Genomic DNA, 14,861 nt, shown 5'->3' with positions numbered 1-14,861 from the left:
GTCAAGGCACCAGCAGCGCCCTGCCTCCTTACACACGGAAATGACCGACCAGTTGCTGTTGATGGTTGGCCATTTCATGGAGTGAATCACTGGCCCTGGATGCATCGTTCATCCGATGGGTCAGTGTTTCGCTGATGCCGCGAATATCAACGACACGATGGCTGATATCTTCCACCACGGTGCTTTGCTCCAGGGCCGCGCCTGCAATCTGCTGGTTCATTTGTTCGATCACATTCACGGCCTGGGAAATATTCTCCAGTGCGGCGCGGGTCTGTTGTACCTGGATCACGCTGCTACCGGCTTGCTCGCGGCTTAGTTGGGTACTGTGCACCAGTTCCTGGCTCAGCTGTTGCAGTGTCTCTATCACCGTGCGGACCTGCTCGACCGAGCTCTGGGTGTTGCTGGCCAGGTGCCTGACCTCATCGGCCACCACCGCGAAGCCGCGTCCCTGTTCGCCCGCCCTGGCCGCTTCGATGGCCGCATTCAACGCCAACAGGTTGGTCTGCTGGGCGATGGTGCTGATGACGTCCAGCACCTGGCCGATCTGGGCGCTGCTGGCGGCGAGGGCATGCACTTGCTTGAGGGTGGTGTCCAGGCGCTGGTCGAGGTTTTCGATACTGCGCTCGGCGCTGGAAAACACCGCTTGACCTGATCGGCTCGCGCTTTCAGCGGCGGTCGCGGCGTCTGCGGCGCTCTGGGAGCTGCGCGCCACTTCCTGGGCGCTGGCACTCATTTCGTGAAGCGCGGTCGCGGCCAGCTCCACTTCACGGTACTGGCGTTGCATGCCTGCGCTGACTTCCCGGGCAATTCCCGATGAGGTATCGGCACTGTTGCGCGTATCCCGGGAGGCGACTTGAATGTCGCGAATAATCGGCTGCAACTTGTCCAGAAAACGGTTGAACCCATTGGCCAATTGGCCCAATTCATCGTGACGCCCGGCGGGCAGGCGCCGGGTGAGGTCGCCGTCGCCTTCGACGATGGCATCGAGCAGTCCGGCCATCTTCAACAGCGGGCGGGTCACGCCATAGGCAGCCAGCCAGATCAGCAGCATGCCCAGGCTGCTGGCAAGGATGCCCAGGCCCAGGTTGAGCCAGTTGGACTCACGGCTTTTGTCGTCCAGTTCACTTTGCATTTGTCGGGCAGGTGCCTGCACCCGTGCTTGCGGGACCTTGAAAGCCAATTGCCAAGGGGGGTTGCCTGTCACGGTCTGTACGGCCTGGCGTATATCGAGCGTAGCGCCCGAGACGTCACCACTGCGTCCCGCCACTTGACCCGAGGACGACAGAATGGTCACTTCGCTGTTGCCTTGGTACAGGTCCTGGCCGAGGTTGGCGGCCAACTTTTGCAAGGTGTCGAGGCTGATGTCCATGCCAACCACGCCGAGGGCCTTGCCGTTGACGATCAGGGGGATGGAAATGCTGCTCATCAGGACTTTTCGGCCTTCCACTTCGATGGTGTAGGGCTCGACCACACAAATCCGCTTTTGTGTCTGAGGGCAGGTGTACCAGGCGTTTTCCGGTTCGCTGCCGGCTGGTGCAGTGTTGGCGGCGATTTGTGCCTCGCTCAGCACCTCCTGCACCAACTGCCCCGGCTGGCTCTGCGACCAATACAGCGCAAAGCGGCCGGTTTCATTACCCGCCAGCGCGCGTTGGCCGCGCCAGTCAGCGTCAGCGCCGGCCAGCGCGTCAGGCAGCATGATGACGTATAGGCCGAGTACTTTTTCGCGCTTTTTCAGTGTTTCACGGGCTGTGCTGATCAGCGCTTCGCGTAGCTGCGCGACCGTGAGACGTCCATTGAGCGTTTGATCGCGCAGTTGGAGAACCTGTTGCGCGAACCCTTCGCCATACAACGCGGTTTCGTTGAAAAAGCGCTCCACCTGTTGGCCATGAGCAACGGCCTGGGCCTGCAAGTGCTCTAACGCGGCCTGCCCGAGCAACTGGCTGCTCTGCTCTTTGAGCAGCTTTGCACTGGTTTGATTCTGGTAAGCGCAAGCGCCTATCAGTGCTCCCACCACAGCCAGCAGGCAGAGTCCGCTCAGCAGTGTGATTCGCCATTGGATGGTGAGGTGAGCTAGACGCATGGCTGAGGCTTCCTATACAGGACGTTGGCAATCATGGGCTGGGGAGCGAGCCCTCGTTTTTATTGGCTTTGCCGGCATTCGGGTATAGCGCGGGTGATGCCAGGTTGCGGGGACGGCAGGTCGGGAGGCTATCCCGAATCGGCAAGAGCTGCGGGATTGACCGTGCAACCCTGACCTGTTTTGGGGCGGCGCTTGGGATGCTACCGATTTGGGATAGCGAGCGGTCGAGGGGCGGGCATAGGATCAAATTCAGCGCGCAACTAAAACAAAAACGCTAATCGGTGCCGATGCCGTTTGATCGGACCCACCCTACAGCGACTGCCTCATACAACAAGGTCAACAAAATGAGTGTATCTATCCCGGTCAACAGCTCCACGGAGCTCAGGCGTGGCGCCCTGGGTGTGGGCTTTATCATCTTCTTCGTGGTATCGGCGGCGAGTCCCTTGAGTGTGATCGCCGGTGGCTTCCCGATTGGCATCATGCTGGGCAACGGCGCCGGTACCCCGGCGTTGTTGATCCTGACCCTGCTGGTTCTGCTGGCGTTCTCGGTGGGTTACACCACCATGTCCCGGCATCTGACCAATGCCGGCGGCTTTTATGCGTTCACCTCCCGTGGCCTGGGTGGATTGGCGGGTGGTGCGGCCGGGGTGTTGGCGATGTTTGCCTATAACATTCTGCAGGTCGGGCTGTATGGCATGTTCGGTGGGGTCGTCAGCGGCACCATGGCAAGCGTATTCGGCCTGGTATTGCCGTGGTGGTCCTACTCGCTGATAGCGATGGCGAGCGTTGCGATTCTGGGCTATCGCAAGATTGACCTTTCCGCGCGGGTGCTGTCGGTGGTGGTGATCACCGAGTACCTGGCGATCCTGATCCTGGATTTCGCTATCCTGAAAACCGGCGGTGACAGCGGCATCAACCTTGATGCGTTCGACCGTAGCCACTTGCTCGGCGGTACTCCGTCCATCGGCCTGTTGTTTTGCTTCGCGGCTTTCATTGGCTTCGAGGCCACCACCATTTACGGTGAAGAAGCCAAAAATCCTCAACGTACCATTCCGATTGCCACCTACAGCTCGGTGCTGCTGATCGGCGGTTTCTACGCGCTGTCGGTGTGGTCGATGGTGGTGGGGGTGGGCGCGGACAAAATCGTGCCGATGCTGCAGGCCCTGCAGGATCCCACGACGTTTATCTACGGCATGTCCGATCACTTCGTCGGGCCTCATCTGACCCAGATCATTCGCGTGTTGTTCATGGTGAGCATCTATGCCGGGCTGCTGGCCTTTCACAACGCCGCGGCGCGTTATTTCTATGCCATCGGCCGTGACGGCCTGTTGCACAGTCTGTTGGGCACCACCCATCGGGTGCACCAGAGCCCGCACATGGGCTCGGCGTTGCAGAGCCTGATTGCCGCGGCGGTGGTATTGATTTTCGCGGCCTTGGATGCCGATCCGATCCTGCAACTGTTCGCCTGGTTCTCCAACCTCGCCACCCTCTGCGTCATCTTGCTGATGGCACTGACCTCCGTTGCGGTATGCGTCTACTTCCAACGTCATCCCGAACTCGATGTCGGGCTCTGGCGAGGGTGCATCCTGCCCGGTTTCTCGTGCCTGGCGTTGATGGTCGTGCTGGTACTGGCAGTGGTGCATTTCGATGTACTGACCGGAGCCAGCCAGCTGCTGTCCTACGGCCTCTGCGCCATTATTCCCGTGGCCCTGATCATCGGCGTCGTTCTCGCCGCGCGACTGCGAAGGATCTCGCCACAGCGGTTTCTCGCCTTGGGCAGCCACAAGCTTTAAGGCTGCACTCGATTCAACTCGACTACCCGGACAATACCGGCCTGCCAATTGCGTGACTGGCGAGCAAGGGTTCGGCAGGCCGGCCCTGGTCGCGAACGTGGCACCAATACCAGAAAAATCCTTCAAAGGCGCACCACGAGGAGCTTGAGCCATGCGGTATTCATCACGTCGCCCCGTTTTCGGTAGCACGCTCGTGAGCACATTGGCGCTTTGCGCCATCAACCAGGTGCATGCCTATGAGTTGTACAGTGATGAGAGCCGTCACCTCAACGCAGACATGACGGCGGTGTTCGGCCAGTTCAACAGTCGCAAGAACTACAATGGCACACCAGGAGGCTCTACCTGGCGTGAAGGCTTTATCAAATACGGGTTGAGTGGCGACCAGGCCCTGGCGGACAAGGGAACCGCCTATGGGGCATTCGCCCTGGTCAGTTCCGCCACCTGGGGCGACGGCGACCCGGCCGGCAATACCCTGGGTAGCGAGCGCAAAACAAAGACAGAGGACGCCTACCTGGGATGGCGCTCCGGCGACCTGTTTCCTGGATTGGGCAAGGACGGCGTCGATGTTTCCGGCGGGCGCCAGGTGGTCAAGCTGGGCCGGGGATTCCTGATCAACGATGACGGGCCGAACCTGGGCAAGGGGCCGGCCAATGGTGCTATGAACCGTGGCGGCGCTTATTACCTGGCGGCACGGCATGCGTTCGATCAAACCGCGTATTTGCGCCTGGGTGGGCAAGACAGCTTGCACGGCAGCCTGCTGTGGCTCAAGTCCGACAACCGCGCCCAGGCTGAAACCGAACTGGCCGCCGGCACGCTGGATTACACCACCAAGCCGGGTACGCTGGGGCTGACCTGGATACACGGTATCGACGTGAATGATCAATGGGCCAGCGACTTGCAGCGCCAGCGCAAAGGCATGAACGTCTACAGCGTGCGCGGTGAAGGGGATGCGGGCATCAAGAACGTCAGCCTGGCGTTCGAATACGCCTGGCAGGACAAGGACGCCGGGCCGGAGCAAGCCTGGTACGGCGAAGCGGGCTACACCTTCGCCGATACCGCCTGGGCGCCGAAGGTGACCTATCGCTATACCCGCTATTCACAGAAATGGGATTCGCTGTTCACCGGCTTGAGCATGGGCTACGGCACCTGGCTGCAGGGTGAAGTCGCCGGCAATTACGCCGGCCCATTCAACAGCAATACCGGCATTCAGCACGTCGGGCTGAAGGCAACCCCGCTGGAAAACCTGACCTTGGGCGCGCTGTACTTCGATTACCAGACGGTGCGCACCCGCAATGCGCTGAACCTCAATGCCCGTGAGCTGGATGTCTACGCCGAGTGGGCGGTGAACCCGCACTTGATCGTTACCCCACTGATTGGACTCTACAAACCCAGGCGGGACTCAACCACGGGCGGCAATCAAGTCGGCGGCAATGGCACCAACCTGTACAGCCAGTTGACGGTGGCTGTTCCGTTCTGATCGCGCCTGCGCTGCGTCCATGGCAAGAGACCGTTGGTTGATCCATGGGCTAGGACCCGCTGCTGCTCGACTGATTACGCATGTTTTCGGCGATGCGCCGAGTGGTCTCCACGACCATTTCGATCACTGTTTCCTGGCGCAGCAGCTTGAAGCTCTGAGTGCTGCCGACGGCGGAGAGGCTGCCGACCACTTCGTCGATGTCCGCCTGGATGATGGGGGCGGCGATGCCGGTCAGACCCAGGTTGAGTTCATCATGGGTCAGGCAGTAACCGTCCTTGCGGATCTTTTTCACCGCCTTGGAGAAGTCTGGCCAGTCATAAGGCCTGGCCGGGTCGTTGGCCATATGTTCGTCGAACAAGCGTTGCAAACGACGACCTTTCTGAAAGGCGATCAATACCTTGGATTGCGCGCCGCGAAAAAACGGCAGCGGTTGCCCGCGCCCGAACGCAAAGTGATAGGTGTCGGTGGGTTCGGCGATGTAGGTGTTGATGATGCGACCGTCATAAAAAACGCTCGCAAACACGGCCAGACCCGTTTGCGCGGACAGCTCGTGCATCAGCTCGCGTCCGGCAAGAAGGATCGGATCGTACTGACGCATCATCCAGTCCAGTTCGATGACCCGCGGCCCCAGGCCATAACTACCGGCGTCCACGCGGGTCAGCAGGCCGGCCTCGCACAAATCCTTGACGTAACGGTACACGGTTGCCCGTGACAGACCCATGCGCTCGGCAATGGTGTCGGGGTCGATCTTCAACGTCTGTGGACCGAACAGGTCCAGGACACTCAGTAATTTGCTCAGACTGCTCATTTCGTTCCTAAAGAAGGGGCGGCACGTGTTTCGTTCCAGCGTTGACCAGGCAGCCTGCGGGAGCGCCAAGCGCTGTCGCAACACTACCTCAGTGAAAGAAAAACGCAATCTCGAGCGCGCCGAATTGCCTGAAAAATATGTATAAATCTCAATAATCGAGATAAATAGATATAAATTGCTTGTTGGTAGAATATTTTTGTGTGATAAATCTCATCACTGCAAATGCTCAAGCAAGAGGGCTGAAAATGAATGGTGCGCAACTGATAGTGAATGCGGCGGCGGCAAGCGGTATCGAATACTGCTTCGCCAACCCCGGAACCACCGAAATTCCGTTGGTGGCGGCCATGGCCAGCGCACCTGCACTCAAGCCGGTGTTGTCGTTGTTCGAAGGGGTGTGCACGGGGGCGGCGGATGGGTATGGCCGGATTGCCGGCAAGCCGGCGATGACCCTGACGCACCTGGGCCCGGGGTTTGCCAACGGCATCGCCAACCTGCACAACGCGCGTCGTGCCAATACCCCCATCGTCAACGTGATCGGCGATCACGCGTCATGGCATGTCAACTACGATCCGCCGCTGGCCAGTGATATCCAGGCCTTGGCCGGGACCGTCTCCGGTTGGGTGCGCACCTCACGCACGGCGTCGGGTATCGGCGAGGATTTGCAGGAGGCGGTGCGGGCGGCCTGGCAGGCCAAAGGGCAGATCGCCAGCCTGATTCTGCCCATGGACCTGCAAGCCAGCGCTGTGACGCACAACGGTGTGTTCGCGCCGATGCGGGCACCGGTTCGGCGGTTTGCCGGTGACCGGGTCGAGACGGTGGCGCAGGCATTGCGTGATGGGCAGCGCCTGGTGTTTATCGTCGGCGATGAGGGCTTGTCGGTCGCTGGGCTGGAAGCGGCGGGGCGTCTGGCCCAACTGCCTGGCGTGCGCTTGTTTGCCGAGACCTTTCCACGGCTCAGCTACCGTGGCGGTGGTTTGCCGGACCTGGACCGCCTGCCGTATTTCCCGGAAGTGGCCATTGAAATCCTCGAGCAGTACGACCAGGTCGTGTGTGCCGGGGTGCCGGAGCCCGTCAGTTATTTCGGCTACGAAGGCATCCCGTCGCGCCTCGCGGAGCGTGAGCGTCTGCTGGCGTTGGCCGATGTCGGCGACGATGTCGCCGGCGCGCTGACGGCGCTGGCCGATGCCATCAATGCACCGGCCTACGTGCCGACGCCGCAGGGCATCGAACTGCCACCCGGCCATCTCGAGCTCACACCTCAGTCCGTCGGCCAGGTGTTGGCCGCATCGCTGCCGGACGACAGCATTGTCTCCGTGGAAGGCGGCACCTGCGGCTATCCGTTTTTTACCGCCTCCGCCCGCGCCGCGCGGCATCGGGTCTTGACCAATACCGGTGGTGCTATTGGCCAGGGTATTCCGGTGGGATTCGGTGCCGCCTTGGCGGAGCGGGGCAACCGCGTGTTTTGCCTGCAATCCGACGGCAGCGCCCAGTACACCATTCAAACCCTGTGGAGCATCGCCCGTGAGCGGTTACCGGTGGTGATCCTGATTGCCGCCAACCATCGCTACGCGATTTTGCAGAACGAACTGCGCCGCTTCGGCATGACCGAAATGGGGCCCGAAGCCCTGCGCCTGACGGAACTCGATAGCCCGCGGATTGACTGGAAGGCCCTGGCCAAGGGCTACGGCGTGCCGGCCTGCACGGTGCGAACCAATGCCGAACTGCAACGGGCGCTGGCCAATGCCAATGCCGACGGCGGTCCTTGCCTGATCGAAATGGCGCTGTGAAGGAGTCGATGATGAAACAGTTCGAAGTGCTACCTGCCGTGCAACACTTTCTTTCCCGGCCTGGCCGCCTGTTTATCGGTGGCAGTTGGCAGGACGCCGCGGCTGGCCGGCGGTTTGCCGTGGAAAACCCGGCGACTGAAGAAACCCTGGCGGAAGTGGCCCAGGGTGACGCGCGCGACGTGGATGCCGCCGTTGCGGCGGCCCGCGCGGCATTCAATGGTGCCTGGGCGCTGCAGTCACCGGCCCAGCGCGGTTTGCTGCTGTTTCGGCTGGCGGACCTGCTGGATCAGCACCGCGAGGAGCTGGCGCAGTTGATCACGCTGGAGAACGGCAAGCCCCTCTCGGCGGCTCGGGGTGAAGCGGCCAGCGCGGCGACCATCATTCGCTACTTCGCCGGCTGGCCGACCAAGATCGAAGGCAGCACGCTGCCCGTGTCGCCGGCCAGCGGTGCGCCGATGCTCAACTACACCTTGCGTGAGCCGGTAGGTGTGTGCGCGCTGATCGTGCCGTGGAACTTCCCGTTGAACATGTGCGTGTGGAAGCTTGGCCCCGCGCTGGCGACGGGCTGTGTCGCGGTGCTCAAGCCCGCCGAGCAAACGCCGTTGGTGGCGATTCGACTGGTGCAGTTGATCGAGACCGCCGGGTTTCCACCGGGGGTGGTCAACCTGATCACCGGCCTGGGCGCGGAAACGGGCGCGCCGCTGGCGCAGCATCCCGACGTGGACAAGATCGCCTTTACCGGCTCGACCCAGGTCGGCCGGCTGATCGCTCAAGCGGCCACCCGCAACATGAAAAAGGTTTCGCTGGAGCTGGGGGGCAAGTCGCCGAACATCATCTTGCCGGACGCCGATATCGTGCGCGCCGCCAAAGGCGCCGCCGATGGCATCTTCTACAACCAGGGCCAAGTGTGCACGGCCGCCTCGCGTTTATATGTGCACGCGAGTGTCCTTGATCAAGTGCTGGAAGAACTTCAGCGGCATGCCGCCGCCCACGTCCTCGGTAACGGCTTGGACCCGGCCAGCAGCATGGGCCCGCTGGTGTCCGGCCGCCAATTGAGCACGGTCAAGGGCTACCTGCAACGCGGTCAGGAGGAGGGCGCCGAACTGATCTGCGGTGGCGGCCGTCCGGCCCACCTGGAGCGCGGTCACTTCATTGCGCCCAGCGTGTTCCTCGATCGCGCCGAGCGTGCCTGTGTTGCCCGCGAAGAGATCTTCGGCCCGGTACTGACCGTCATGAGCTGGACCGAAATCGATGACCTGGTGCTGCGCGCCAACGATTCTCCCTATGGCCTCGCGGCGGGCCTGTGGACCCGCGACTTGCGCTCGGCGCACCGCGTGGCGGCGCAGCTCAAGGCCGGCTCGGTCTGGATCAACTGCTGGAATGTGGTCGATGCGGCGTCGCCGTTCGGCGGCTACAAGCAATCCGGCTGGGGCCGGGAAATGGGTAAAAACGTGATCGATGCCTACACCGAGACCAAGAGCGTCTTCGTCGATCTGGCCTGAACCGAATAATCACAAGAGGAAATGCTATGGATCTGGAATTGAAAGGCCGCGTGGCCATCGTCACCGGCGGCGGTATGGGCATCGGCAAGGAAGTCGCACGTTTTCTGTCCGAGGAGGGGTGCAAGGTGGTGATCTGCGCACGCCGCATGGAGTTTCTCCAACAGGCTGCCGAAGAGATCAGCGCACAGACCGGCAACGAAGTACTGCCGCTGTACTGTGACACCAATCAGATGTCGGCCGTGTCTGACATGGTCGAAGCCGCGCACAAACACTTCGGTCGTATCGACATCCTGGTCAACGGTGCCGCAGCGCCGTCCGGCGTGGTGCGCAATGACATCGAACATGCCGGCGACGAGGAGTTGCTGTCGGACCTCAACACCAAAGTGATCGGCTACTTCCGTTGTGCCAAGGCCGTTACCCCGCATATGAAGGCTGCCGGCTTCGGTCGCATCATCAACATCGGCGGCCTCACCGGGCGCAGCAGCAAAGTCCTCTCGGGGATGCGCAACCTGGCGATTGCCCACATGACCAAAACCCTCTCCGATCAGTTGGGCCCTTCGGGCATCACGGTCAACCTGATTCACCCCGGCGTGGTGGATACCCCGCATATCCGCGAGCTGTACGAGCGCGAAGGGATCAAGCAGGGCAAGACCGCGGAACAGGTCGAGCAGGGCTACATCGACGCGACGCCGATTCGTCGCACCCTGGCACCGATTGAGATGGGCTGGCTGATCGGTTTCCTGGCGTCGCCCAAGGCCGCTGCGGTGACCGGGGAATCCATCGGCATCGACGGCGGCTTGACCCGTGGCATCTTCATCTGAGGAGCAACAGCGATGAGTAACGGAACCCTTTTGGTGGCCACCGTAGGGCAAGCGGTGATCCGCAGCGCCGACGATGGCCGTACCTGGCACCGCCTGGGCCTGGGGCAGGACCTGGAGTTCGACGCGATCACCCGATCCTTGAGCGTGCACCCCGGCGAGCCGGAGGTGATCTACGCCGGCACGGACGTCGGTTTGTGCGTCAGCCGCGACACCGGCGGCCATTGGCAGCGGGTCGACTCGCCGTTCAACGGGCAGACGGTGTGGAAAGTCGCCGTCGACCCGCAGGACGCACAACGGATTTTCGTCGGCACCGGTGCGCCTTCGCGCGCCGTACTCTGGCGGACCCTGGACGCGGGTCTCAGTTGGGATCGTGCGCCGGTGGAGATTCCGGAGTTCTGCGACGGGGTCAGCCGCCCACGCCTGCTGGCCTTCGCCTATGACCCGACGGACCGTAACCAGCTGTGGTTCGGCCTTGAGGAAGGCGGGCTATTTCATTCCCGTGACGGGGGTGACAGCTGGACGCGGGTCGATGATCGGCTGCTGTGGGACTACAACTCGGACGTCCACAACATCCTGGTACTGCCCAATCATGGCCAGAAGGTCATCGTGGTGGTCTGCGTCAACGCCGTCTACCGCAGCCTGGATGAGGGGTTGACCTGGACCGGCATTGTCGGTCGAGAAGCGTTCGGCCTGTACTACATGCGTTCCATGAACGCGCCGTTGGGCACGCAAAGCGACCTGTACCTGAGTATTTCCGATGGCACGCCCGGCTCCACCAGCAAGATCCTGGTCTCCCATGATGCTGCGCTCAGCTGGGAAGTGCTGCCACTGCCGCAACAACCCAACTCCTGTGTCTGGGCCATCGCCTTCAATCCGGCAAACCCGCGACAGATCGTGGCGGGAACCAAGTATGGGCACTTGTTCACCTCCGAGAGTGGCGGTGATGGCTGGCAGAAACAGTGGCGGGAATTCAGTGAGATCGCCGATGTGCTCTGGACCCCCGCAGTGGCGCAGATCAAGGCGGGGCACCAATCCATCGTCAAAAAAGACTGAGGTATCACGCCATGAAAGTCGAGATCCTTCGTACGCACTTATCGCTCTGGGTAAGTGACCCTGATGTGTCGGCACGCTGGTACGCCGACATCCTGGGCATGCATGAAAGTGCCCGAGGCGAAAGCTGGGTGATGATGGCGTTTGGCGGCAAACATCACGACATCGCCTTGATTCGTGCAGAGCCTGGCGCCCATCAGGGTGGGCTGGGGTTGCAGCACTACGGATTGGAAATCGCCGGGGACATGACCACCTTGCGACAGCTCTACGGCATGTTGCTGGGCAAGGGGGTCGAGGTGGTGAAGATCACCGACCACGAAATCGGCCATGGCGTGTACTTCAACGACCCTGACGGCAATCGCATGGAGTTCTTTCTTGAGACCGAGCACGACGATGCGCGTGGCAAGGCGCGGTTCAAGGCCGCCGGCGCGCCGAGCCGACATTTCAATCTAGACCCACTGGACCCACTTTGAGGCAACCCTGATGAAAATCGCGAATTTTGCAACCTATCACATCCGCAAATGGTACAGCTTTGTCGAAGAAACCCTGGCCAACGAAAGTGGCCAGTTGGCCGATGGCGAACCGTTGTTCAAATATGCCGTCGCCGCCGTGATCGCCAACCCCTATGCCGGTCGCTACAGCGAGTCGCTGACCGAGTTGGTGGAACCGTCGCCGCTGCTGGGCGAAGAGTTCGGTCGTCGCATTCAGGCGCTGGCCGGCTCGCGGGAGATTGTCAGCTACGGTAAAGCTTGCCTGGTGGGCAGTCAGGGCGAGTATGAACACGGCAACGCGTTCCTGACCAACCCGGCCGCCGATCCGGTACGCCTGGCGCTGGGCGGCGGCAAATCCTGGGTGCCGTCCACCGGCAAACGCGGCGGTCCGGGCTCGACCATTGATGTGCCGCTGGCCCACAAGGATGCCCTGTATGTGCGCTCCCATTACGACAGCATGTCGTTGATGTTTGGTGACGGTCCCGCGCCGGATGAGGTGATCGTGATCTGGGCTTTCGCCACGCGCGGGCGTTTGCACGCGCGGCTGGGGGGCCTGCAGGCGGCGGACGTCAAAGGCCTGGATGGGCTGCACTGATCGCCGCGCACGGCTTTTGCGTCGCCGGATTAAAACCACAACAAGAAAGCGGTGAATAGCGATGAAGCAGGAGAAAACCCAGGTTGTCATTGTCGGCGGTGGCCCCAACGGGATCACGGCCGCGCACTATATGGGGATGTACGGTATCGACTGCGTCGTCCTTGAGCTTGCCGACTGCATACTGCCTTACCCTCGCGCGGTGGGCATGGATGACGAAGCACTGCGGGTGCTGCAGGGCATCGGCATTGCCGACCTGGCCGTGCGCGACATGATCTGCGATGTACCGCTGCGCTATTACAATGCCCGCGGTGTGTGTTTCGCCGAGGTCAAGCCGAGTACCGCCCATTACGGCTGGCCAATGCGCAATATTTTCATGCAGCAGTTGCTGGAAGGCACGCTCCGCGAAACCCTGGGGCAGCGCGCCAGCGTGGTGTTGCGCCAAGGCCATGAAATGCTCGAACTTGAGCAGGACGGGCAGGGCGTGACATTGCAGGTGCGCGATGCCCAGGGCGAGATTTATCAACTGCGGGCCGACTATGTGATCGGCGCCGACGGCGGACGCTCCACCGTGCGTAAAAAGCTCGGGATCGAGCTGCTGGGGCTGACACACCCGCGCAAATGGATGGTGGTCGATACGGCCAACGACACCCTGGATGCCCCCTTCACCGCACTGCATGCCGACCCGCAACGGCCCTTCGTGTGCATCTACCTGCCGTACCAGCAGCGTCGCTGGGAGTTCATGCTCCTGGAGGGTGAAGATGAGGCGAAGATGTGCGAGGAAAGCACGATTCGTGATTTGATCCGTGGGCATATCGGCGACGCGGTCGAGCCGTTGAACATCATCCGCATCCGCGCCTATACCCACCATTCCAGGATCGCGGCGCGGTTTGTCCAAGGGTGTGTGGCGCTGGTGGGGGATGCCGCGCATATTTCGCCACCTTGGGCCGGGCAGGGCCTCAATTCCGGGCTGCGGGACGTGGCCAACGTCGCCTGGAAGCTGGCGGCAATCATCCAGGGGCGCGCCTCGCATTCGATCCTCGCCAGCTACGACCAGGAACGCCGCGGGCACGCCACCGAACTGGTGGCCCTGGCCGACAATATGGGCGCGGTATTGGGGCTGACCAACCCGTTGATGGCCGGCGTGCGCGACTGGCTGTTCCAGGCGGTGAACAGCGTCGACGACCTGCGCTCGCATCTGCTGGAGTTCAAATTCAAACCCAAGGCCACCATTACCAAGGGCCTGGTCCATCATGAACGTGCCGAATTGCGTGAGGACGATCTGGTCGGCCAGTTGTTTGTGCAGCCGTCTATCGAAGACGCCCGGGGGCAGCGTCGACGCCTGGATGAAGTGCTGGGCAACTCCTATGCGGTGCTGGGGTATCGGGTGAATCCGCGCGAGCAGCTCAGCGAGGAAATGGCGGCGTACTGGGCGCGCTGGGACACGCGTTTTATTCAGGTCAATCGTTCGCGCAGTGGGATAGGCCGTCACCAGCCATTGACGGCCACGGACGCCATCAGTGTGGAGGACGTGGATAATCGCCTAGGCGAATGGTTCTCCAAAGTACGCGACTGCATCGTGGTGGTGCGCCCGGATCGGTTTGTCGCCGCCATTACCACGCCGCAGCGGCTTGAAGGTGTACTACGCAAATTGGCCGAGCAACTGTCATGAACAGCGGCAACGCGTTACTTGACCGGCTGCATCAGGCGACGCGCACGGTGCAAGCCATTGCGCCACTGGCCCCCGAGGCGATAGATCGGTCTGCCGGGTATGCGCTGCAGCGCCAGGCACTGGACCGTCGTCAGGCCGCCGGCGAGCAATTGAGCGGGTGGAAGATCGCCCTCGCCGGCAGCGCCGCGCAAAAGCGCTTCGGCCTTGACGAGCCGGTGTATGGCGGCCTCACGGATTGCATGGTAGTCGAGCCGAACACGGCCCTGGTGCTCTCGCGATTGATCCAGCCCAAGCTGGAGATCGAAATGGCGATTGTCCTGGGGCGTAGCCTGGTGCCGGGTGACTACCGCGACGAGGATATCCTGGCCGCCATCGGCGAGGTCGCGCCGGCGTTCGAGATCGCCGACTGCCGTTGGCAGGGCTGGGATTTTGGCGTGGGCGCCTTTCTTGCCGACAACGCCGCGGCGGGGCTTTATTGCCTCGGTCCGCGTATTCCTTTCGATCCTGTACAGCACGCCGGCGTGACGTATCGCCTGGAATGCGCAGGTGTGCTCTGCGGCTACGGGGATACCGGGGACCGAGAGGACCGCCCGCTGGCCAATCTGTGCTGGCTGATTCGACGTTTGCTGGCCGACGGTCAAGGTGTGGAAGCCGGGCAGGTCGTGCTGTCCGGGGCGCTGTTGCCACCGATGAATATCCAGCCCAGCACGTACCGCCTGCATATGTTTGGCATGGAACTGGCTTTGGTTTTCACGGCGGACACCGCCCTGTGTGAAGGCTAGCTGTCG

At 61.9% G+C, this 14,861-nt stretch carries 12 protein-coding genes; 10 read left to right on the top strand and 2 right to left on the bottom strand.

The annotated features are described in order from the left end of the window. Window positions 1–28 precede the first annotated feature (28 nt). Window positions 29–2,080 (bottom strand): methyl-accepting chemotaxis protein, encoded by a 2,052-nt coding sequence (locus M5C71_RS16625; RefSeq protein ID WP_248768292.1) that lies wholly within the window; start codon window positions 2,078–2,080, stop codon window positions 29–31. A 344-nt stretch (window positions 2,081–2,424) separates the two neighbouring features. On the opposite strand from M5C71_RS16625, the gene M5C71_RS16620 reads away from it, so the two are divergent. Further along, window positions 2,425–3,873, top strand: coding sequence for an APC family permease (locus tag M5C71_RS16620; RefSeq protein ID WP_247263026.1), 1,449 nt, complete (start codon window positions 2,425–2,427; stop codon window positions 3,871–3,873). A 151-nt stretch (window positions 3,874–4,024) separates the two neighbouring features. Further along, on the top strand, window positions 4,025–5,350 hold the full coding sequence (locus tag M5C71_RS16615; RefSeq protein ID WP_247263027.1) for an alginate export family protein: 1,326 nt from the start codon (window positions 4,025–4,027) through the stop codon (window positions 5,348–5,350). 49 nt (window positions 5,351–5,399) lie between these two features. On the opposite strand, the gene M5C71_RS16610 is transcribed toward M5C71_RS16615, so the two are convergent. Continuing rightward, window positions 5,400–6,158, bottom strand: a complete 759-nt coding sequence (locus tag M5C71_RS16610; protein ID WP_103499235.1) for an IclR family transcriptional regulator — start codon at window positions 6,156–6,158, stop codon at window positions 5,400–5,402. A 245-nt stretch (window positions 6,159–6,403) separates the two neighbouring features. On the opposite strand from M5C71_RS16610, the gene M5C71_RS16605 reads away from it, so the two are divergent. From M5C71_RS16605 to M5C71_RS16570, 8 genes are all read left to right on the top strand, one after another. Continuing rightward, on the top strand, window positions 6,404–7,945 hold the full coding sequence (locus M5C71_RS16605; RefSeq protein ID WP_103499234.1) for an acetolactate synthase large subunit: 1,542 nt from the start codon (window positions 6,404–6,406) through the stop codon (window positions 7,943–7,945). Between the two features lie 11 nt (window positions 7,946–7,956). Beyond that, a complete protein-coding gene (locus M5C71_RS16600; protein WP_103499233.1) occupies window positions 7,957–9,447 on the top strand; it encodes an aldehyde dehydrogenase family protein in 1,491 nt (496 codons plus the stop codon). A 26-nt stretch (window positions 9,448–9,473) separates the two neighbouring features. Continuing rightward, window positions 9,474–10,268, top strand: coding sequence for an SDR family oxidoreductase (locus tag M5C71_RS16595; RefSeq protein ID WP_248768291.1), 795 nt, complete (start codon window positions 9,474–9,476; stop codon window positions 10,266–10,268). 12 nt (window positions 10,269–10,280) lie between these two features. Continuing rightward, entirely contained in the window at window positions 10,281–11,321 is a 1,041-nt protein-coding gene (locus M5C71_RS16590; RefSeq protein ID WP_103499231.1) for a glycosyl hydrolase, read from the top strand. Between the two features lie 11 nt (window positions 11,322–11,332). Next, window positions 11,333–11,791, top strand: coding sequence for a VOC family protein (locus tag M5C71_RS16585; RefSeq protein ID WP_103499230.1), 459 nt, complete (start codon window positions 11,333–11,335; stop codon window positions 11,789–11,791). Between the two features lie 10 nt (window positions 11,792–11,801). Next, window positions 11,802–12,404, top strand: a complete 603-nt coding sequence (locus M5C71_RS16580) for an amino acid synthesis family protein (RefSeq protein ID WP_103499229.1) — start codon at window positions 11,802–11,804, stop codon at window positions 12,402–12,404. A 61-nt stretch (window positions 12,405–12,465) separates the two neighbouring features. Beyond that, window positions 12,466–14,073: a bifunctional 3-(3-hydroxy-phenyl)propionate/3-hydroxycinnamic acid hydroxylase gene (locus M5C71_RS16575; protein ID WP_248768290.1), complete on the top strand. Its 1,608-nt coding sequence runs from the start codon at window positions 12,466–12,468 to the stop codon at window positions 14,071–14,073. After that, window positions 14,070–14,855, top strand: a complete 786-nt coding sequence (locus M5C71_RS16570) for a 2-keto-4-pentenoate hydratase (RefSeq protein ID WP_103499227.1) — start codon at window positions 14,070–14,072, stop codon at window positions 14,853–14,855. Before M5C71_RS16575 ends, M5C71_RS16570 begins: the two co-directional genes overlap by 4 nt. Window positions 14,856–14,861: the final 6 nt, after the last annotated feature.

The sequence above is a fragment of the Pseudomonas sp. MWU12-2345 genome (genome assembly GCF_023242385.1).
Taxonomy (GTDB): domain Bacteria; phylum Pseudomonadota; class Gammaproteobacteria; order Pseudomonadales; family Pseudomonadaceae; genus Aquipseudomonas; species Aquipseudomonas gingeri_D.
This window is presented reverse-complemented; position numbering and strand designations above follow the sequence as displayed.